Here is a 20,048-nt window from a genome sequence, read left to right on the forward strand (position 1 = left end):
GCGGGCCAAGCAGGAAAGGATAGGCTGCGCGTCAATCCGCAATGACAAAGAAGGCCTTCCATGCCCTGCACATTCGTTTCGAAAACCGACGAGACCACGCCCCTGCATGTCCTGTCCGAGGAAGCGCTGACCGACTGGTGCGCCGACCAGCCCGATGCAGTGCAGAACTGGGTCCGGACGAACGGGTTCACCGGGGCGCTCGGTCAGGCGCTGGCGATCGCGGACAAGGACGGCAAACCGCAGATGGCACTGGCAGGCTTCGGGAGCGAAAAGTCACGCGCGCGCGGGCGGTTTCATCTCGCGGCTGTTGCTTCACAGTTGCCCCGGGGCAGTTACGAGATCGCCAGCGGGCTGCCTGACGAGAGCGCCGAGATCGAGGCGCTGGGCTGGCTGCTCGCCGGCTATGCCTTTGACCGGTACCGCGACCAGTCACCACTGCGCGCCCGGCTCGTTGCACCGGAAGGTGTCGATGCCGCGCGGATCGAAGCCATCGCCGCAGGCGAAATCCTGACACGCAACCTCATCAACACGCCTGCCTCCGACATGGGGCCGCCGGACCTGGCCGATTCAGCGCAGGCGCTGGCAAAGCAGTTCGGCGCCGGGATCGAGGTGATCGTGGGCGACGACCTCCTGACCCGCAATTTTCCCATGATCCACACCGTCGGCCGCGCGGCGGACCGCGCCCCGCGTCTCATCGACATGCGGTGGGGCGAAACCGGTCCGAAGCTGACGCTGGTCGGCAAAGGCGTGTGCTTCGACACCGGCGGTCTGAACCTGAAGCCCGGCGCGTCCATGGGCCTGATGAAGAAGGACATGGGGGGCGCTGCCGCCGCCCTCGGGCTCGCGCATATGATCATGGCCACCGGTCTGGACGTGCAGCTGCGCGTACTGATCCCGGCGGTCGAGAACTCCGTTTCCGGCAATGCGTTTCGGCCGCAGGATATCTTGACCTCCCGCAAGGGGCTGACGGTGGAAATCAACAACACCGACGCGGAAGGCCGGCTGGTGCTGGCCGACGCCCTGGCCTACGCGGACGAAGACGCGCCGGACCAGATCATCTCGATGGCGACGCTGACCGGCGCGGCGCGGGTGGCGGTCGGGCCTGACCTTGCCCCCTATTTCAGCGATGACCCGATCTTCGTTTCGGCGCTGGAAGCCGCCGCCGCCGCGACCGCCGATCCGGTCTGGCGCATGCCCTTTCACGCCCCTTACGAAAGCATGATCGAACCGGGGATCGCCGATCTCGACAATGCGCCGAAGGGAGGCTTCGCGGGCTGCATCACCGCGGCCCTCTTCCTGCGCCGCTTCGTTACCGAAAGCCCCTATGCCCATTTCGACATCTACGGCTGGCAGCCGGCAGCCGCCCCGGCCCGACCGCAGGGTGGCGTCGGTCAGGCGACACGCGCATTGCATGCCGCGGTGATGCCGCTGCTGAACCGATGAGCGATCCGCGCCTGTCGCCTATTCCCGAACTGACGACACGGTCGGAGCCCGGCCAGGTCGTCGCCCCGGTTGCGGACCTTTGCCGCAGCCCGGGCGGGCCGCGTGACCGGCAGCTGCTTTTCGGTGATCGGCTGACGCGGCTGGGCGCGGACACGGCGGGGTTCACCTACGTTCAGGCCGAAAAGGATGGCTACTGCGGTCATGTCCGTACCACGGGATTGGGCCCTGCTCGGAAGGCGACCCATTGGGTCATCTCGCCCGCGACCCATGTCTATTCGGAGGCGAGTTTCAAATCACCGGAGGTTTGCAGCCTGAGTTTCGGAAGCGCGTTGACCGTTACCGGCACGGTGGAGGGCTACGCCAAGACCGCCGAAGGCTTCGTCCCGCTGAAACACCTGCGCGAAGCGAACCAGCGTTTCGACGACCCTGTGGCTGTCGCGGAACTGTTTCTCGGCACGCCGTACCTTTGGGGTGGCAACAGCCGCTGGGGCATCGACTGCTCAGGTCTCGTGCAGGCGGCGCTTCTGGCCTGTGGCATCCCCTGCCCGGGCGACAGCGACCAGCAACTGATCCTGGGAGAAGCCGCGACGGCGCCCTACCGTCGCAATGACCTGCTGTTCTGGAAAGGACACGTGGCGCTGGTCCGCGATTCAGAGACGCTGATCCACGCCAACGCGCATGCCATGCTGACGGCGATCGAGCCGATCGGGGCCGCGATCGACAGGATCAGCGCTCAGGGCGATGGCGCCGTCACCGCGCACCGGCGGCCCGAACTCGGGGTCAGTTGACCCCGACCGACCGGGGTCAATCGATGGCGCGGATCAGCTTGCGCTCCAGCACACGCAAAACGGCGCCGAGGTCGTGCCCGCGTCTCAGGATCTGACCATTCGCGCCGATGACAGAATACATACCCTGCTTGTTTCGCAACTTGGGACGTTTCTCGATCCGGTAGAGCGGTATCTCGGCCGTGCGCCGGAACACCGAAAATACCGCGACATCGCGCAGGCAGGAGATCCCGTAGTCGCGCCACTCGCCCGCCGCCACCATCCGGCCATAGACTGAAAGAATCTGGGACAGTTCGGTGCGGTGAAACGCAACCTGCTCGACAGGACGCTCAAAGGGGGTGACTTCCGGGGGGATTTGCACTGTCATGCCAATACAGTTGCGCCCTTGGCCAGCCAAATCAAGAGCCCCGTCTCGGGATTATCGTTGAAAGCGTTACATTGTTGTGCAATCTTGCCGCATATTGAAACATAAAGAGTCGCCCGAATGACCCCACAGGAACGCGCGGAGAAATCCACGGAGATCATGTTCGCGGCCGATCGCGCCTCGTCGAGCCTTGGAATGCGGATCGAGGCGGTCGCGCCGGGGCAGGCGACACTGTCGATGAAGGTCAGGGCCGAGATGTTGAACGGCCATCACATCTGCCACGGCGGATACATCTTCACGCTTGCGGACAGCGCCTTTGCCTTCGCCTGCAACAGCTACAATCAGCTGGTTGTGGCCCAGCAGAACCAGATCACCTTTCTCAGCCCGGGAAGGGCCGACGAAGTTCTGACAGCAAGGGCTGTCGAAACGTCGCGCACGGGGCGATCGGGCATCTATGACGTCACCGTCACCGGCGAAGACGGCCGCACCGTCGCGCTGTTCCGCGGCCTGTCCCGCAGCGTCAAGGGGCAGCATTTTCCAGAGGAAGGGAGCCAGGAATGAAAGATCTCACGCCAGCGAAATCCACCCTCGATCCCATCGAGATCGCGAGCAGGGACGAGATCGAGTCGCTGCAGCTGGAGCGACTGAAATGGTCCTTGCGCCATGCCTACGAGAACGTGCCCTTCTACCGGTCCAGCTTTGACGCGGCCGGCGTGCACCCGGATGATCTAAAATCGCTCGCCGATCTCGCGAAGTTTCCGTTCACGGTAAAGACGGATCTGCGCGACAATTATCCCTTCGGCATGTTCGCCGTCCCGCGCGAGCAGGTCGCGCGCATCCATGCGTCCTCCGGCACGACGGGACAGCCGACGGTCGTGGGCTACACCCAGGGGGATCTGGACAACTGGGCCAGCGTTGTCGCCCGGTCGCTGCGCGCGGCGGGGATGACCCGCGGGGACATGCTGCACAACGCCTATGGCTACGGGTTGTTCACCGGCGGTCTGGGCATCCACCTCGGCGCGGATGCGCTGGGGCTGTCGACCTACCCCATTTCAGGGGGCATGACCCCGCGGCAGGTGCGCCTGATCGAAGATTTCAAACCGAAGGGCATCACCGTCACCCCTTCCTACGCGCTGTCGATCCTCGACGAGTTCGCGGCACAGGGAATGGACCCGCGCAAAAGCTCGCTCGAAGTCGGCATCTTCGGCGCCGAACCGTGGACGAACGCCATGCGGCTGGAGATCGAACAGGCATTCGACATGCACGCCGTAGACATCTACGGCCTGTCAGAGGTGATGGGGCCCGGTGTCTCGATGGAATGCGTCGAAACCAAGGATGGGCTGCATATCTGGGAGGATCACTTCTTTCCCGAGATCGTGAACCCGGAAACCGGCGAACCGGTGGCCGACGGGGAACAGGGTGAACTGGTCTTTACCTCGCTCACGAAGGAAGCGTTCCCGATCATTCGGTATCGGACACGGGACCTTACCCGCCTGCTGCCCGGCACCGCCCGGACGATGCGCCGGATGGAAAAGGTGACCGGGAGGTCTGACGACATGATCATCCTTCGCGGCGTCAACGTCTTTCCCACCCAGATCGAAGAGGCACTGATGGCGACCAGCGGCCTCGCGCCGCACTTTCAGATCGAACTGTCCCGGCCGGACCGCATGGATCAGATGCGTATCCTGTGCGAGTGCGCCGACAACTCCGTCTCCGGGGAGCAGCGCGCCGCGGCGGCCAAGGCACTGTCCGCGCAGATCAAGCAGACGGTAGGCATCAGCGTTTCCGTCGAGGTCGCCGATGTCGGCGGCGTGCCACGGTCGGAGGGCAAGGCGGTGCGCATCCTCGACAAGCGGCCCAAGGCCTGACCCCTCGGGTCAAGGTCAGCCGCACTTGATGTCGATGATCGTGTCGGTTTCGTCCAGCACGACATTCACGCGATCCGGGTTGAAATCCATCGTCACCGGGTCGCCCAGCCGGTACTGGCGCTTCGGCTCGGGGATCGAAAGGGCCACGACAGCGTCCTGTCCGATCATGCCGGCATAGGATGCGGCGTTGCAGGTGTCGGGGCCATCCGCATTGCCGCGGGCGGCCTCTCCGCCACCGGGCTGAGGTCCGCATGCCGCGAGCGTCGCAGCCGTGATCAAGGCCAATGGTGTCTTCATGTCCTGCTCCTTTGTCGTGGTCTAGAATGGATCAACCCGTGCACCGGGCTTCGGGTTCGCGCCGTTCTTTCCGTCCCCATACCCGATCATGGGAACCGGCGAACGAGACTGCCCGACGGATCACGTGCCATACCGGGCCAGAAAGGTCTCCACCGCGCCGTTGACAACCCTGTCCATCTCGGCCTCCGAGACCGACTTGATAACGCCAAAGACGAGACGGGGCCAGATATCCGCCTTGCACAGTTCGCCGAACTGGTCGGCGGCCAGCGGAAAATCGTCGATACGCAATTCCCCCCGCGCCGCCGCGCTTTTGAAATAGGTCATCATCTCGGCCCGGATCACCACCGGACCCGTGGCGTAGAACTTTTGACCCAGTTCGGGGAACCGGTCGGCTTCCGCGACGCAGATGCGAAACACCTGCTGCCCGAAAGTCGACGTGAGAAACCTCAGCAGGTGCCGCCCCGCCTGCCCCAGCACCGCACGAGGCGGCGCGTGCATGTCGATGCTCTTGATCGCCTCTTCGCTCTGCCTCACGCATTCGGCGGTGGCGACCTCAAGGAACAGCAGGCGCTTGTCGGGAAAGTAGCTGTAGAGCGTCGCCTTCGACACTGCGGCCACGCGGGCGATCTCGTCGACGCTGGCCCCTTCGAATCCGTCCGCCATGAAAACGGTGCGCGCGCCTTCGAGAACCTGATCGTACTTGCGGCCCTTCCGGACCTTGGAGGAGATGGCGTTCATGGATGCTCCGGCGGCTGAGGCACCACAATATAAACCGAATCGTTCAGTTCCAAGCGGTATTCGGTCCACTGCGGTGCTTGCGCCAAACCCTTTTGCTGGATACCCCTTTCAGCATGCTGGCGATCTTCCTGAAAACCCTTCCCTTCTTTGCCCTGATCGGGCTGGGCTTCTGGGCCGGGCGCACACGGTTCTTCAGCGCGGAAGCGACCGCATACCTGACCAAGTTCGTTTTCTACTTCGCCCTGTCGGCCATGCTCTTCAGGTTCTCCGCGAACCTGTCGCTGGCCGAGGTCTGGGACACACGCCTCGTGGTGGCCTACCTGTGGGGAACGACCTTCGTCTACGGGGTGGCCACGCTGGTCGGTTTCCTGCGGGGCCTTGATGTGCCGACCACGGCGATCGAGGCGCAATGCGCGGCGATCGGGAACACGGGGTTCCTGGGGATTCCGATGCTGACCCTTCTTCTGGGGACCGAGGCGATCGGGCCGATGCTGCTGGCGCTGGCCATCGACCTGGTCGTCTTTTCGAGCCTGATCGTGATCCTCATCACGGGCGCCCGGGGGGTCTCAGCCCGCTGCAGACGATCAGGCCCATCGGGGTGGGATTGCTGCGCAACCCGATGATCGTCGCCATCAGCATGGGCTTTGTCTGGTCGGGGCTGAACATCCCGATACCCGACCCGATGAACGACTTTCTCGCCATTCTGGGCGGCGCCGCCACGCCGGGGGCGCTGTTTGCCATCGGTGCCTCGCTGGCCCTGACCCGGCCGGACAAGCTGCACATCGCGGGTTGGCTCAGCTTCTGCAAGCTGGTGCTGCACCCGTTGTTCGTCGGCTTCGCCGCGCTGTTCCTGTTCGGCGTCGACCCGTTCAAGGCCGGGGTCCTGATCGCGGTTTCGGCGCTGCCGGTCGCGGGTAACGTCTACATGCTGGCACAGCACTACAACGTCGCGGCCGTCCGGGCCTCCACCGCGATACTGATTTCCACTGCCCTGAGCATCCTGACGGTCAGCCTCGTGGTGGGCTGGGTCGGACAGCTCTGACAACCCGACACACCCAAAGGTACAGTCACTTCGAAAGGAAGACAGATGAAAACGATCTCGGAAAACGCGTGCTTCGGCGGATCGCAGGGCGTCTACACGCATGCCTCGACCACCTGCAATTGCGACATGACCTTCGGGTTGTTCCTGCCCGCCGAGGCGCGGGACGGGCCCGTTCCCGTGTTGTGGTATCTGTCGGGCCTGACCTGCACCCATGAAAACGCCATGACGAAGGCCGGCGCACAGGGGTGGGCCGCCGAGCAAGGCATCGCGCTGGTCTTTCCCGATACCTCGCCCCGCGGGGACGACGTGGCCGACGATGAAGCCTATGACCTCGGCAAGGGTGCGGGGTTCTACGTGAACGCGACCGAGGATCCCTGGAAACCGCACTTCCGCATGTGGGACTACGTGGCCGAGGAATTGCCCGCGCTGATCGGGGAGCAGTTCGCCGTCGATCTGGACCGGCAGGCGATCACAGGCCATTCCATGGGCGGGCACGGCGCACTGACGCTGGCGATGAGCCTGCCGGGCCGCTACCGTTCCGTGTCGGCCTTTGCGCCCATTGCCAACCCCAGCGCCAGCGACTGGGGCAAGAAACAGCTTGGGGCCTACCTGGGCGACGATCAGGCCGCATGGGCGCGCCATGACGCGACCCTTCTGATGGCGGAAAAGGGCTTTGACGGTCCCGTGCTGATCGATCAGGGCGCATCGGACCAGTTCCTCGACCTGCTCAAGCCCGAAGCGCTGGCAGCCGCGATCGCCGAGAAGCGGCAACAGGCGACCTTCCGGATGCAGCCGGGATACGATCACAGCTACTTCTTCGTTTCCACCTTCATGGAAGATCACGTGACCTTCCACGCAGAGGCGCTCTGGTCAGCATGACTGCGCTCTACATCGATGCGGACGCCTGCCCGGTCAAGGCCGAGGCGGAGCGGGTGGCAACGCGCCACGGCGTTCGGATGTTCATCGTGTCCAACGGCGGCCTGCGGCCATCGCAGAACCCGCTGGTCGAGACGGTAATCGTCCCCGATGGACCCGACGTGGCGGACATGTGGATCGCCGAGCGGGCGGGCGTGGGCGACGTCGTGGTCACGGGCGACATCCCGCTGGCGGCGAAATGCGTTGCGGCGGGGGCAAGGGTGCTGAAACATAACGGCGAGGCGCTGACCGCGGCCAACATCGGGAACGTGCTTGCCACGCGCGACCTGATGGCGGACCTGCGCGCCGCCGACCCGTTTCGGCAGGGTGGCGGCAAGAGCTTTACAAAGGCCGACCGCTCCCGTTTTCTGGATGCGCTGGAGCGCACCCTGCGGGCCGCGGCACAGCAGCAGAAACAATTGTAGGCCGCGCCCACCGGTGAACGGTGGCCCGGCGCGGGGAGTGAAAAACGGATGAAACCGCAAGCTGTCGTTTTCGACATCGGGAACGTGCTGATCCACTGGGACCCCCTGCCGGTCTACGACCGGCTGATTGGCCCGGACCGCCGGCAGGCGCTGTTCGGTGACGTGGACCTTTTCGACATGAATCGCCGCGTGGACATGGGCGAACCCTTTGCCGCACTGGTCCGTGCCACCGCCGACGCCCATCCGGACTGGCGTGACGAGATCATGCTGTGGGAGAAGCACTGGATCGACATGGCGACCCCCGCGATAGACAGGTCGGTCCGGCTGATGAACGCGTTGCAGGCGAAGGGAATTCCGGTCTTTTCGCTGACCAACTTCGGCGTGGAAACCTATGATCTGGCGGCGGGCCATTACCCTTTCATGCGGGCCTTCGACCGGGATTTCATTTCGGGGCACCTGAAGATGATGAAGCCCGATCCGGCGATTTTTGCCCATGTCGAAGAGACCAGCGGCATTGCGCCCGCCGGCCTGCTGTTCACGGACGACAGCGCCGTGAACATCGCGGCGGCCGCCACCCGTGGATGGCAAACCCACCTGTTCGAGGGCCCCGAAGGCTGGGCCGCCCGGCTTGTCGCCGAAGAACTGCTGACCGAGGAGGAAGCACGATGACCGAAGCCGCCAACATTCCGTTCGAGGCCGGAGAGGCATTGCTGGACTGGATCGGGCTGACCGACGCACTGGCGGCAGGCCACGATCTGCTAAAGGCCGAGATCGCGGACACGTTCCTGTACCGGGGCAAGGATACGCTGCTCAACCGGGCAGCCTGGATCGACGGGCTGGGCATAGCGGTGAAATCCGCCACGGTCTTTCCGGGCAACCCTTCCCATGGCCGCGCAATGGTGAACGGCGGTCTGTGCCTCTACGGCGATGACACCGGGCAACTGGCGGCGATCATCGACTTCCACCTCGTCACCAAATGGAAAACAGCGGGAGACAGCCTGCTGGCCGCGCGCAGGCTGGCACGGCCCGACAGCCGCGCCATCCTGATCGTGGGCGCAGGAACGCAAGGTCGGGCATTGCACGCCGCCTATTCCGCGGTCTTTCCGGACGCGGACTTCACCATCTGGAACCGGACGGAGGAAAACGCGCGAAAGATGGCCGCGGAACTGCCGGGACTGCAGGTCGCGACGGATCTCGAAGCTGCGGTGCGCGCCGCCGATATCGTCACCAGCGCGACCATGTCGACGGAACCCCTGATCCGGGGGGACTGGCTGCAGCCCGGCCAGCACATCGACCTGATCGGCGCCTACCGGCCCGACATGCGCGAAGCGGACGACACCGCCATGCAGCGCGCGCGGATTTTCGTGGACAGTTTCGACACAACCATCGACCATATCGGAGAGATCGACATCCCGCTGAAATCAGGCGCGATCACAAGGGATGCGCTTGTCGCGGATTACTACGACCTATCACGGATGACCCGCGAAAGTGCCGATGAGATTACCCTGTTCAAGAACGGCGGCGGCGCGCATCTGGACCTGATGACGAGCCGCTACATTCTCGACCGCTGGAACGCGCAACGGTGATCTGGGTCCTGCTGGCGCTGGCGATCGTTGCGGCGACGCCGCCACTGGTGGAACGATATCGAAAGCCGATGGACGATACGGCACGCGGCTCTGCACCGGGCCGGTTGGTTCAACTGCCCATGGGGGTGATTCATTTCCAATGGCACGGCCCGGCAAACGGACCCGTCTGCATCTGCATACATGGCCTGACGACCCCCAGTTTCGTGTGGGGCGGCCTGAACCGCGGCTTGACCCGGATGGGCTACCGCGTGCTGACCTACGATCTTTATGGCCGGGGATATTCCGACCGGCCGGGGCAGCCGCAGGACCGGGCGTTCTTTCTGGAGCAACTTCGCGCGCTTCTGGCGCATGAAGGTGTCGAGCGCGACATCACCGTGATCGGCTATTCGATGGGGGGCGCGATCGGCACGGCCTTTGCCGCTGCGCATCCCGAACGGGTCAGACGCCTCGTCCTGCTGGCCCCGGCCGGCATGGGGCTGTCGCGCGGCAGAATGATGCGCTTCATCATGGAAACGCCGGTGATCGGCGACTGGCTGATGCTCGCTCTCTTTCCCCGTCTGCACCGCAAGAACGTCCGGGCGGAGCGTGACCTGCCCAGCGCCGTGCCGCACATCACCGACCTCCAGCTCGCCGAACTGGACTACCGCGGGTTCACGCCCGCTGTGCTGGCCAGTCTGCGCGGCATCCTTTCGGACACGATGGAAGCCGAACACCGGAAACTGCACGCGGCGGGCTTGCCCGTGCTGGCCATCTGGGGAGAAGAGGACAAGGTGATCCCGGCAGAATGCATCGGCACCCTCGCGGCGTGGAGCCGCAACGCGGAACACGAAGTGATCGAAGGGGCAGGTCACGGACTGACCTATACCCATGCGGATGAGATCCTCGACATCCTGAAAACAAGGCTCTGACGCCTGCGTCTCAGGCCGTCACCAACCCTTCGAGCCGCTTCTCGCGGATCGGCAGGTGGACGATGGCACTGAAAGCGCCGACGGCAACGCCGATCCACCAGACGGCTTCGTAATTGCCGTAGGCGTCGTACATCCGGCCGCCGAGCCAGACACCCATGAAACTGCCGAGCTGGTGGCTGAAGAACACGATCCCGTAAAGGGTGCCCATGTACCGCAGCCCGTAGATATGCGCCACGAGGCCCGAGGTCAGCGGCACCGTCGCCAGCCAGAGCGCACCCATCCCGACCGAGAACAGGATCACCGTCGCCGGCGTGATCGGGAACATGATGAACAGGGCGGCGATGACCGTGCGACCGACGTAGATGCCCGCCAGCAGGTATTTCTTGGAGTACCGCTTGCCCGCCCAGCCCGCCGCCAGCGTGCCGGCGATGTTCGCCAGGCCGATCAGCGAGATCGCGACGGCCCCGAGGGCAGAGGTGGTCGTGATACCGATGTTGTGCAGCACACCGCCCGCAAGGATCGGGCCGCACATCTCGGTCACGAAGGCCGGGAAATGGGCGGTGATGAAGGCAAGCTGGTAGCCGCAGGAAAAGAATCCGAGGAAGATCAGCGTATAGGACGGGTCGCGGAACGCCTTGACCAGGATCTGCCCCAGGCTTTCCTCCAGCTCCGCCCTGCTGGCCATGGCCGGGGCCCGCATCATGGGCAGCAGAAGGATCATCGACAGGATGACGGCGGCAAAGACAAGAAACGTGCTTTGCCAGCTGAGGAAGGTCAGCATCCATTCCGCCGTCGGCGCACCGAAGACCTGCCCGGCCGACCCCGCCGCGGTGACGATGGCCAGTGACATCGACCGGTTGTCATCGGACGCGGCACGGCCCACGACGGCAAGGATCACGCCGAATCCCGTCCCGGCGATGCCGAAGCCGACGAGCCACGCATAGGTCTGGTGTTCCAGCGGAGTCGTGGAGTTCGCGGACAGCATCAACCCCGCCGCATAGACAATCGCACCGATGATGATGGCGCGCCTGTCACCGATCTTTTCCGCCACCGCGCCGAAAATTGGCTGCCCGATTCCCCAGGCAAGGTTCTGGATCGCGATGGCGAGCGAGAATTCCGTTCTCAGCCAGGCGAATTCCTCGGCGATGGGGATCTGGAAAACGCCGAACGAGGCGCGGATTGCGAAGCTCACCATGATGATGATGCACCCGACAACGAGAACGGGTGTGAAGATGGGTGTCCGTTCCTGCATGTCCGGTCCGCCGATGAAATCACGGTCAACGTACCCAAACGGTATGCCGCGTCAAATGTTCAAATGTGTCGATACAACCGCGTATCTTGCAGGTTCGGCCGCGGTCGAGGTCGCTTTCCATCGCCCGGATTGCGCTGTAAGGATTTGGTCATGCCAACGCTGGAAGACACCTACAACGATCTGATCGATCAGGGAAAGCTGGTCGCGGACCCCGCGCAGGAAGCGGTCCTGTCCGAGTTCGACCGCATTCGCAAGGCGCTGCTGCAGCCTGCAAAGAAGGGCCTGTTCCGCAAGGCGCCCGAGCCGCCGAAGGGCCTGTACCTCTGGGGAGGCGTGGGGCGGGGAAAATCCATGCTCATGGACATGTTCGTTGCGCACCTTGACGGGATCCCGTCGCGGCGGGTTCATTTCCATGCCTTCATGCAGGAAATCCACGCCGCCATGCACGAGGCGCGAAAGACCGGCGTGGACGATGCCATCGCGCCTGTCGCCGCCGAAGTGGCCGATAGCGTGAGGCTGCTGGCGTTCGACGAAATGCAGATCACCGACATCACCGACGCGATGATCGTCGGGCGGCTGTTCCAGGCGCTTTTCGCCGCCGGCGTCGTCGTCGTGACCACGTCGAACCGGGTGCCGGACGACCTTTACAAGGACGGGCTGAACCGCGACATTTTCCTCCCCTTCATCGAACTGATCAAGGAACGGATGGTCGTCCACGAACTGGCGAGCCCGCGGGACTATCGCCAGGACCGGCTGGCCGGCAGCCAGGTCTATTTCACGCCGGTGAACGCCGAAAGCCGTGCGGCGATGGATGCCGTCTGGAACGATCTGGCCGGTGGCCCGGGGGAGCCGCTGGTGCTCAAGGTTAAGGGCCGTGAGGTCGAGATTCCGGCCTATCGAAACGGCATGGCACGGGCGGGTTTCCACGCCTTGTGCGGCAGACCCCTGGGCGCGGCGGATTATCTCGCGCTGGCGGAGGCAGTGCGCGTCCTGCTGCTGGACGATATCCCGACGATGGGCCGTAGCAACTTCAACGAGGCGAAGCGGTTCGTGACCCTGATCGACGCCCTGTACGAGGCGCGGGTCCGTCTGATCTGCTCGGCTGCCGCAGCGCCGGAGATGCTCTACCTCGAAGGCGAAGGCACGTTCGAGTTCGAGCGTACCGCGTCTCGTCTCAGGGAAATGCAGGCCGAGGACTGGGGCCGATAGGCCCGGCCGAAGTTCTCAGCTGTCGGTGGACAGGTAGAGCTCACCCTCGGTGCCGGAGACGTCGGGGTGGTAAGGTGCATTGTCCTGATACAGGAACCAGAGGCCGCCGGCGATGATCGCCAGGCCCACGACGATGAAGATCGCCTGCGACAGGGCCTTGTCGTCTTTTGGTGTCCGGTGCACGGAATTGGAATGATGTGCCAAGATACTGCTCCGAGGTCGTCCTTTTGCGTGGCGTGGGTACACACGATATGTGCCAATCCATACCACATCTGGCCGCCAAGTGAGCAACGGTGTCGAAATATCGCCGGTTAGCTGTTTTCGCGCAACACCGCGCCCGCAAGGTAGAGCGATCCGCAGATCAGGATCCGCGCATGGGGATCCTGACGGACGATATCGGCCAGTGCCGTCGCCACGTCGGGGGACTCGGTCGCCTCCATCCCGACTGCGCGGGCGGCGCTGGCGGTCTCGGCCGCCGATAGGGTCGCCGCTTCGCCGGGAATGGATACTGCGTGCAGCATCTTCGCATGGGCCGCGAGGGGACGCAGGTAACCGCCGATGTCCTTGGTGTTCAGCATCCCGCATATCAGGTAGGTGGGCCGTGCGCTTCCCTCGGCCAGATGTGCCGCGATGGCTTCTCCGGCTGCGGGATTGTGGCCCCCATCCAGCCAGAGGTCCGCATCGCCTGCGATCGCGACAAGCGGCCCCTGTCTGAGCCGCTGCATCCGGGCCGGCCAATACGCGCGGGTGACGGCGGCCTCGCACGCCATTTCGTTCATCCCGAGGTGCCGCAGTACCGCCAGGGCAGCACCCGCATTCATCACCTGGTGCGCGCCGGGCAGGTTGGGCAGCGGCAGGTCCAGCAGGCCGTTCTCGTCCTGGTACACCATGCGCCCGCCTTCCCGGCCCACATGCCAGTGCTGGCCGCAAGCCAGAAGGGGGGCTCCCAGCCGGGCCGCCTGCGCCTCGATGACTTCGAGGCCAGCTTCCTCCTGGGGGCCCACGATGCAGGGCACGCGACGCTTGATGATACCTGCCTTCTCGCCGGCGATCTGTGCGAGGGTTTCACCCAGGTACTGCTGGTGATCCACCGATACCGGCGTAATGACGCAAAGCGCGGGGTCATCGATGACATTGGTCGCATCAAGACGCCCGCCCAGCCCGACTTCGAGAAGGGTGTAATCGGCGGGGGTACGGGAGAATGCCAGCAAGGCGGCCGCGGTCGTGATCTCGAAATACGTGATGCTGCCGCCGCCGTTCGCGGCATAGCATTCGTCCAACACCTCGGTCAGCGCGTCTTCATCGATCAACGCGCCGGCCAGGCGGATACGTTCGTGAAACCGGGCGAGATGCGGGGAGGTGTAGGCGTGCACGCGCTTTCCGGCGGCTTCCAGACCCGCGCGGATCATCGCCTGTGTCGATCCCTTGCCGTTGGTCCCGGCGATGTGAATGACGGGGGGCAGCGCGTTTTGCGGGTTCCCCAATGCGTCGAGCAGACGCCACATCCGGTCGAGCGTAAGGTCGATGATCTTGGGGTGAAGCGCCATCATCCGGGCAAGGATGGCGTCCGATGTGGGGCCGGTCATTTCTTCTCGGCTTTGGGTGCGGCCTTCTTCGGCGCTTCCTTGGGCTGGGGCTCGGCATCGGTCAGCGCGTGGGCCAGATCGCCGCCTTCCTGCGGCGGGGGCAGGTCACCGCGTACGGCGGGTGGCAGACCCAGCAGCATCCGGGTGATGCTGATCAGTTCCTCGCGCAGTTCGGTCCGGGGTGTCACCCGATCCAGCATGCCGTGGTCCAGCAGGTATTCCGCGCGCTGGAAACCGTCGGGGAGTTTTTCGCGGATGGTCTGTTCGATGACGCGGGGGCCGGCAAAGCAGATCAGCGCGTTCGGCTCCGCGATCTGCACGTCGCCGAGCATGGCGTAGCTGGCGGTCACACCGCCCGTGGTGGGGTGGGTCAGCACGACGATATAGGGCAGCCCGGCCTCTTTCAGCATCTGGATCGCGACCGTGGTGCGCGGCATCTGCATCAGGCTCAGGATGCCCTCTTGCATGCGGGCGCCGCCCGCGGCGGAGAACAGGATCAGCGGGCGCTTCAGCTTGACCGCTTCCTGCGCCGCCGCGATGATCGCATTGCCCACGTACATGCCCATAGACCCGGCCATGAACGAAAAATCCTGACAGGCCGCGACGATGGGCGTGCGGCCGATCTCGCCGGTGGCGACAAGCATCGCCTCGGGCTCGCCGGTCTCCCGCTGTGCCGCCTTGAGCCGGTCGGGATACCGCTTCTGATCGCGGAACTGCAGCGGATCGGCCGGGGGCACCGGCACCTTGATGTCGGTGAAGACTCCGCCGTCGAACAGCGCGCGGAAGCGGTCACGCGGGCTGATCTGCATGTGGTGGCCGCAGTTGGTGCAGACGTTCAGATTGTCCGACACTTCGCGATGGAACAGCATCGTGCCACACTCGTCGCACTTGGTCCACAGGTTGTCCGGCGTTTCGCGACGCGAAAAGATCGAATTGATCCGCGGGCGGACATAGTTCGTGATCCAGTTCATATCAGGCCCCTGACGACGTGTTTGCCCACCAGATAAGCCCCGAACGCGGTAAATGCAATCAACGGCGGATCGCGACCCGGGCGCCCAGCCAGAACACGATCATCAGGGCGAAGTCCACCGGCAGCCATGCCGCGAGCAGCTCGGCATCCTGCAGACCGAACGGGGCAAGGTAAAGGGCGAGCCCCGAGAGGTCGTCGGGCAGCGACACGATCAGAAGGGCGGAGAAGTTGTTGCAGAAGTGGACCGCGATGGCGGGGCCAAGCGACCCCGACCGCGCGGTGAGATCCGCCATGAGCACGCCGAACACCCCTGCCCAGAGCGCGATCAAGGCGGCATTCGGCCCCGCTGCCTCCGGAAGATAGTGGCCCAGCGCAAACAGGGCCGAGGGCGCGATCATCCAGATCAGCGGCGACCGGAACCGCGCCGCCAGTTGTTGCTGCACGTAGCCGCGAAAGATGATCTCCTCGGCGCTGACCTGCACCAGCACGGCCAGCAGCGACAACGGCAGCAGCACCAGCCATTCCGTCAGCGGAAGATTGGGAACGAGGTCGCCCCCCATGTCCCAGGGCGGCAAGAGCGCGATCGCGATGCCGAGACCGAACAGCATAACCGTCACCGCCCGGAAATCCGCCCAGGCCATCCGGATCGGACCGATCAGGCTGCGTATGGGCCTGCGGTGCAGCAGCCGCACCACGAGCGCGGCGCTCAGGGTCATGAACAGGAAACTGGCCAGCAGCAGGTACATTGCCAGCGGTGACGACCCCGACAGCAACGCCTGGTAGAGCGCACCGCTGCGGGTGCCGGCGATCGCGTATATCGTGGCGAAATAGAGTTTATTGCAGGCGAGATAGGCGCCTAAGCCCAGGATGAGGCCGGCAGCGAAGCGCCAGAGTTCCGACCTTTGCCGCGCGGGCGCGACGAAACCGTCCAGCGGCGCATAGGCGCCGGTCATTGTGGCGATTCCCCCGCCAGTGCGGGTGGCGTCGGGGGGCCGTATTCGCGCGGCACGTCGAGACCTGCGGCGCGCAAGATCTCCGCCGCGCCGGTCAAATGCCCGGCAACGGTGCGCAACTGGGTCAGCAGGAGGGTCTTGTCGCTTTCCAGCACCGACCGGAACTGGTCGGCACCGATGCGCAGGAACTGGCAGGGTTCCGTCGCCACGAGGTTCATCTGCCGAGGTTCGTCGAGGATGATCGACAGGTCACCCATAAGGCGGCCGGGCTCCACGTCCGCGACATGGTGGTTCGTGCCGTCCTCGCCGGTCAAGACGATTTCCGCCTTGCCGGAAAGACACAGATAGGCCGCATCCGCCCGCTCTCCGGTCGAGAAGATCACCTGCCCCTTGTCGGCGCTGTACCATTGGGCCGCGAAAGCCAGCAGGCGCTGTTGTCTTGGATCCAGCGTACTGAACAGGCCATTGCGCGCGATGATCCGCAACTTGCGCCTCAGGTCGTCCGACGCATCCTCGTTGATCTCGGTCTCCTCGGTCTCCGATGTGCCGTTGAGGCGGCCGTGATGAATTTCCACATGCATGTCGTAGGCTTCGACATCCGCGAAGCTGTCGTTCAGGAAGATCTGGGTGGTATGGGGCAGCAGGTCGCTCAGCCGGTCGCTGATCTGTTTCTGCGTTTCCGCGTCCGCCCCGGCGAGAACCTGATTGAAAACCAGCACGTCCGGCTGCTTGATCACGGCACGGCCGAAGGCGGCCCGTTCCTGAAATTGGGCGGGCAGGTTCGGCCCGCCGATGTCGGTCGGCACGTCGAACAGGTTCACCGATACCATCTGCTTGAGGTCATGCGCCTCCATCACCTCGACCACCGCATCGCGCACGAGGTCCGCCTGCAGTCCGGCCATACCCGAGAACCGGCCGTAGATCACATTTTCCAGGATGGTCAGCCGCGGAAGGTAGTTTTCCGGCGCGATCTCGATGAACAGATCGTTCGCCTGTTCTCGAAGCTGCGCCCCGCGTGACTTGCGGATGGAGAGAATCTCGCGCTTGAAGCTCTCCGGAAAACCGGGCCCGATCTGCTCGGCGGTAAAGGCGAAGGGAACCGTCAGCAACAGCGCGAATTCTTCGGCCGTGAGGGCGGCATCGCCCTTGTCCCGCCGGCGCTGGGCGATATCCACCAGTTGATCGTAGAGTGTCTCCTCGATCCCGAGCGCGGTGAATAGCGGATGATCCGTTCCGTCCCGACCGAACGTGTCGTGCAGGGTTTCGATCAGTGTCTGGGAAATCGCGATGCCCTGCTCGGCCAGTCCCTGATCTATGATCATGCTCAGGAACCCGCCTTCCTCCACCAGTCCCTTCTGGCTGATCACCCGGCGCGGCGCGGCGAACATCAGGTTTCCCCCCAGCGGCACGGCGGGGTTGAACACCTCCGGGTCGAAACGGTGAATCGCCTTGTCCAGCCCATCGGCCTTGAGACGCTGGTGGACCTCGTCACGCAACCCCACGATACGGCGGGCAAGCTCGGGATGCTTGTCCGGATCCATCCGGGAATCCAGCATGCTGAGAAAGATGACGTCCGCCGTACCCAGCGCCGAGGTGATCTTGTACCAGAAATCGAAAACCTCTTCGCGGGTCCTTAGATCCGCCACGGTAGGGTCGAGCCATTCCGCCTTGGTACTGTCGGCGCTGTTGCCGGAGCGCCGTGCCTCTATCGTGGCCCGGTCGAGCTTCTTGGGATCCCACAGAACCGTGGCGGGCCGGGTCATCAGCGGCATCAGCAGGTTGTTCCCGACCGTCCCCTGGAACAGGTAGGGCTGCGCCCCGGCATAGCCGACCCGCGCGGCGATGACCGATTGGTGCAACTCCGTCAGATCGTGACCCGCCATCCTGATCTGTCCGCGCGTCGGCAGGACCTCCCGCGTGAGAAGGTCGGCCAGCGCCATCCGCTCGGACTGGTTCTTGACCTCGACCGCCACGCGACTGCCGGCGGGCATGGTAAAACTGAGATCCTGCAACACGGTCGATCCATCCTCGTCGCGCAGGGTGACCCTGTCGAACTCGATGTCTCCGCGCAGATGCGGGATCTCTTCGGGTGTGCCGGTGAACAGCCGCTCGTCGATCATTTTCGGCGGGTTGAACCGTTCGAGAACGACTTCCCAGCGGACGGCCATGTCCTGCGTCTGGTTGTAGTAGGTGAGCAGTTCCTTCCAGGGACTGGAAAGGTCCTTGTAGGCCGCAAGCGCCGCGACCAGCGCGCCGACCGTGATCTGCCCCTGTATCGCCAGATAGCCGCCGACGGCATAGAAGAAAAAGGGCGTGAGCTGGGTGATGAAGTTGTTGAGGAACTTCATGAAGAATTTCTTTTGGTAGATGCGGAAGCGCACGTCGAAAAGACGGCCCAGACGATCGGTGAAGGCCGACAGCCGGTACCGCCAGCCGCCGTTGGTGCGCAGATCACCGATGCCCGCCGCCGTTTCGCCGATCTCGGCCGAGAACTGGCGCACTTCCTTGATCCGGACCTTGTTCAGTTCGTTGATCTGCCTCTGCAGCATCGGGATGATCCAGGCCTGTAGCGGGATCAGGGCCACCCCCGCCAATCCGAACCAGAAACTCTGCAGGAAGAGAAAGATCACGATGATCAGCATCTGCCCCGCCTGGAAGACCGGCTGGGCGATGAAGTCACCCATCAGGCCGCCCATCGGCTCCGCTTCGGACGTGACCATGCTGACAAGCTCGCCCTGCGATGTCTTGCGGAAATAGCTGCGCGGAAACAGCATCATGCGGCTGATGAGCTGGTAGCGGAAGCGTCTCAGCAGACGCTCGGCCAAGACACCTTTCATCGTGTTGAGCCGCATCTTGAGCAGGCCATGCACGATCACCGCGGCGAGATAGGCAAAGCACAGCGCCAGCAGAAACTGAACCTGCGTGATTTCGAAACCGAAGACGCGGACGGTGTCGCTCTCGGCGCCGATGGCATCGTTGATGATGCGCTTTGGCAGTTCAAGCGTGGCGTAGAGAAACGGAAATGTGAAAAGCGTAAAGGCCAGCAGATAGAGCTGATCACGGCGGGAAAACTTCCAGATGAACGAGAAAATGCTGGGTTCCATGCACCGGACTTTCGCTGGGGACCCATCGCGCCGACGGGGTCGCCGCAACTTATGCCCCAGACCCGGTCATTACAACATCGCCGGCGTCTGTTCACCGCGCTGTCACCGGCCAGTGACAGGGCGGCGCGGACCGGGGATTAAGCGATGCGGTCGCGGACATTGAGCGTGCGCGACCGCTCCTGGTGTCTTTCTCAGTCCGCTGCCGTCGCCTCGATCTCGAACAACATGCCGGGAAGGGCTAGCCGCGTGACGCCCAGCAGGGTCATCGGCGGCGCGACGTCATGGCCGCCGAAGCGTGCCCCGAGCAGGTCGAAGTTCTGCAGCGCCGCATCGACATCCGTGGCATAGATGCCCAATCGGATCACGTTGGCGAGCGTCATCCCGGCCCCTTTCACCACCGTTTCCAGATTGTCGAGCGCGAGGCCGATCTGCGCCCGCATGTCGCCCTCGTGCCGGAGGTTTCCGGCGTCGTCCACAGAGGTCTGACCCGAACAGATAAACTGGCGGGTCATGCCCCCGATCAGTTCTGCTTGATTGTATCCCAGTTTCACCGACCAATCGCTGGGGTTCACGGCCTGTCGTTGCATCATCCTGAATTCCTTT

Annotated in this window: 20 protein-coding genes and 1 pseudogene; 11 read left to right on the top strand and 10 right to left on the bottom strand. The window is 64.1% G+C overall.

The genetic code is table 11. The features are described 5' to 3' along the window. Nucleotides 1-60 precede the first annotated feature (60 nt). Nucleotides 61-1,443: a leucyl aminopeptidase family protein gene (locus tag BOO69_RS16950; protein ID WP_071973237.1), complete on the top strand. Its 1,383-nt coding sequence runs from the start codon at nucleotides 61-63 to the stop codon at nucleotides 1,441-1,443. Then, on the top strand, nucleotides 1,440-2,231 hold the full coding sequence (locus tag BOO69_RS16955; RefSeq protein WP_071973238.1) for a C40 family peptidase: 792 nt from the start codon (nucleotides 1,440-1,442) through the stop codon (nucleotides 2,229-2,231). The genes BOO69_RS16950 and BOO69_RS16955 overlap by 4 nt, the downstream gene beginning before the upstream one ends. 16 nt (nucleotides 2,232-2,247) lie before the next feature. Here the strand turns inward: BOO69_RS16955 and BOO69_RS16960 are convergent, their stop codons facing one another. After that, on the bottom strand, nucleotides 2,248-2,595 hold the full coding sequence (locus tag BOO69_RS16960; RefSeq protein WP_071973239.1) for a DUF2794 domain-containing protein: 348 nt from the start codon (nucleotides 2,593-2,595) through the stop codon (nucleotides 2,248-2,250). A 117-nt stretch (nucleotides 2,596-2,712) separates the two neighbouring features. Here BOO69_RS16960 and paaI point away from each other — a divergent pair, with 117 nt between their 5' ends. Beyond that, complete coding sequence (paaI, locus tag BOO69_RS16965) at nucleotides 2,713-3,153, top strand: hydroxyphenylacetyl-CoA thioesterase PaaI (RefSeq protein WP_071973240.1); 441 nt, start codon at nucleotides 2,713-2,715, stop codon at nucleotides 3,151-3,153. Further along, the gene (gene paaK / locus BOO69_RS16970; protein ID WP_071973241.1) at nucleotides 3,150-4,460 is read left to right on the top strand and encodes a phenylacetate--CoA ligase PaaK; all 1,311 of its coding nucleotides are present in this window, start codon (nucleotides 3,150-3,152) and stop codon (nucleotides 4,458-4,460) included. The genes paaI and paaK overlap by 4 nt, the downstream gene beginning before the upstream one ends. Before the next feature lie 15 nt (nucleotides 4,461-4,475). On the opposite strand, the gene BOO69_RS16975 is transcribed toward paaK, so the two are convergent. Both BOO69_RS16975 and BOO69_RS16980 read right to left on the bottom strand, forming a co-directional pair. Further along, complete coding sequence (locus BOO69_RS16975) at nucleotides 4,476-4,757, bottom strand: I78 family peptidase inhibitor (protein WP_071973242.1); 282 nt, start codon at nucleotides 4,755-4,757, stop codon at nucleotides 4,476-4,478. A gap of 120 nt (nucleotides 4,758-4,877) precedes the next feature. Continuing rightward, nucleotides 4,878-5,495 (bottom strand): TetR/AcrR family transcriptional regulator, encoded by a 618-nt coding sequence (locus BOO69_RS16980; RefSeq protein ID WP_071973243.1) that lies wholly within the window; start codon nucleotides 5,493-5,495, stop codon nucleotides 4,878-4,880. A gap of 113 nt (nucleotides 5,496-5,608) precedes the next feature. Between BOO69_RS16980 and BOO69_RS16985 the strand changes: the two are divergent. The 6 genes and pseudogenes from BOO69_RS16985 to BOO69_RS17010 all read left to right on the top strand — a co-directional run bounded on the left by BOO69_RS16985 (nucleotide 5,609) and on the right by BOO69_RS17010 (nucleotide 10,371). Beyond that, a pseudogene (locus tag BOO69_RS16985) lies at nucleotides 5,609-6,537 on the top strand (AEC family transporter). 45 nt (nucleotides 6,538-6,582) lie between these two features. Further along, a complete protein-coding gene (fghA, locus tag BOO69_RS16990) occupies nucleotides 6,583-7,416 on the top strand; it encodes an S-formylglutathione hydrolase (RefSeq protein ID WP_071973244.1) in 834 nt (277 codons plus the stop codon). Next, nucleotides 7,413-7,877, top strand: coding sequence for a YaiI/YqxD family protein (locus BOO69_RS16995; protein ID WP_071973245.1), 465 nt, complete (start codon nucleotides 7,413-7,415; stop codon nucleotides 7,875-7,877). Before fghA ends, BOO69_RS16995 begins: the two co-directional genes overlap by 4 nt. A 48-nt stretch (nucleotides 7,878-7,925) precedes the next feature. Then, nucleotides 7,926-8,546 carry an HAD family hydrolase gene (locus tag BOO69_RS17000; protein WP_071973246.1) on the top strand — a complete coding sequence of 207 codons (621 nt, stop codon included), beginning with the start codon at nucleotides 7,926-7,928 and terminating at the stop codon, nucleotides 8,544-8,546. Continuing rightward, complete coding sequence (locus BOO69_RS17005; RefSeq protein ID WP_071973247.1) at nucleotides 8,543-9,463, top strand: ornithine cyclodeaminase family protein; 921 nt, start codon at nucleotides 8,543-8,545, stop codon at nucleotides 9,461-9,463. The genes BOO69_RS17000 and BOO69_RS17005 overlap by 4 nt, the downstream gene beginning before the upstream one ends. Next, nucleotides 9,460-10,371 (top strand): alpha/beta fold hydrolase, encoded by a 912-nt coding sequence (locus BOO69_RS17010; protein WP_071973248.1) that lies wholly within the window; start codon nucleotides 9,460-9,462, stop codon nucleotides 10,369-10,371. The genes BOO69_RS17005 and BOO69_RS17010 overlap by 4 nt, the downstream gene beginning before the upstream one ends. A gap of 10 nt (nucleotides 10,372-10,381) precedes the next feature. Here the strand turns inward: BOO69_RS17010 and BOO69_RS17015 are convergent, their stop codons facing one another. Then, on the bottom strand, nucleotides 10,382-11,623 hold the full coding sequence (locus tag BOO69_RS17015) for an MFS transporter (RefSeq protein WP_071973249.1): 1,242 nt from the start codon (nucleotides 11,621-11,623) through the stop codon (nucleotides 10,382-10,384). 150 nt (nucleotides 11,624-11,773) lie between these two features. Here BOO69_RS17015 and zapE point away from each other — a divergent pair, with 150 nt between their 5' ends. Next, nucleotides 11,774-12,832 (top strand): cell division protein ZapE, encoded by a 1,059-nt coding sequence (gene zapE / locus BOO69_RS17020; RefSeq protein WP_071973250.1) that lies wholly within the window; start codon nucleotides 11,774-11,776, stop codon nucleotides 12,830-12,832. Nucleotides 12,833-12,847: 15 nt separating this feature from the next. Here zapE and BOO69_RS17025 read toward each other — a convergent pair whose 3' ends face one another. The 6 genes from BOO69_RS17025 to BOO69_RS17050 form a co-directional block, all read right to left on the bottom strand. Next, on the bottom strand, nucleotides 12,848-13,036 hold the full coding sequence (locus BOO69_RS17025) for a hypothetical protein (RefSeq protein ID WP_071973251.1): 189 nt from the start codon (nucleotides 13,034-13,036) through the stop codon (nucleotides 12,848-12,850). Between the two features lie 107 nt (nucleotides 13,037-13,143). Beyond that, entirely contained in the window at nucleotides 13,144-14,418 is a 1,275-nt protein-coding gene (locus tag BOO69_RS17030) for a bifunctional folylpolyglutamate synthase/dihydrofolate synthase (RefSeq protein WP_071973252.1), read from the bottom strand. Beyond that, a complete protein-coding gene (accD, locus tag BOO69_RS17035) occupies nucleotides 14,415-15,389 on the bottom strand; it encodes an acetyl-CoA carboxylase, carboxyltransferase subunit beta (RefSeq protein WP_071973253.1) in 975 nt (324 codons plus the stop codon). Before accD ends, BOO69_RS17030 begins: the two co-directional genes overlap by 4 nt. 58 nt (nucleotides 15,390-15,447) lie before the next feature. Continuing rightward, nucleotides 15,448-16,341 carry a CPBP family intramembrane glutamic endopeptidase gene (locus tag BOO69_RS17040; RefSeq protein ID WP_071973254.1) on the bottom strand — a complete coding sequence of 298 codons (894 nt, stop codon included), beginning with the start codon at nucleotides 16,339-16,341 and terminating at the stop codon, nucleotides 15,448-15,450. Next, complete coding sequence (locus BOO69_RS17045) at nucleotides 16,338-19,445, bottom strand: ABC transporter transmembrane domain-containing protein (protein WP_071973255.1); 3,108 nt, start codon at nucleotides 19,443-19,445, stop codon at nucleotides 16,338-16,340. The genes BOO69_RS17040 and BOO69_RS17045 overlap by 4 nt, the downstream gene beginning before the upstream one ends. 191 nt (nucleotides 19,446-19,636) lie before the next feature. After that, nucleotides 19,637-20,035, bottom strand: coding sequence for a RidA family protein (locus BOO69_RS17050; RefSeq protein WP_237267507.1), 399 nt, complete (start codon nucleotides 20,033-20,035; stop codon nucleotides 19,637-19,639). Between the last annotated feature and the right edge of the window lie 13 nt (nucleotides 20,036-20,048).

This window comes from Sulfitobacter alexandrii, from assembly GCF_001886735.1.
Classification (GTDB): Bacteria; Pseudomonadota; Alphaproteobacteria; order Rhodobacterales; family Rhodobacteraceae; genus Sulfitobacter; species Sulfitobacter alexandrii.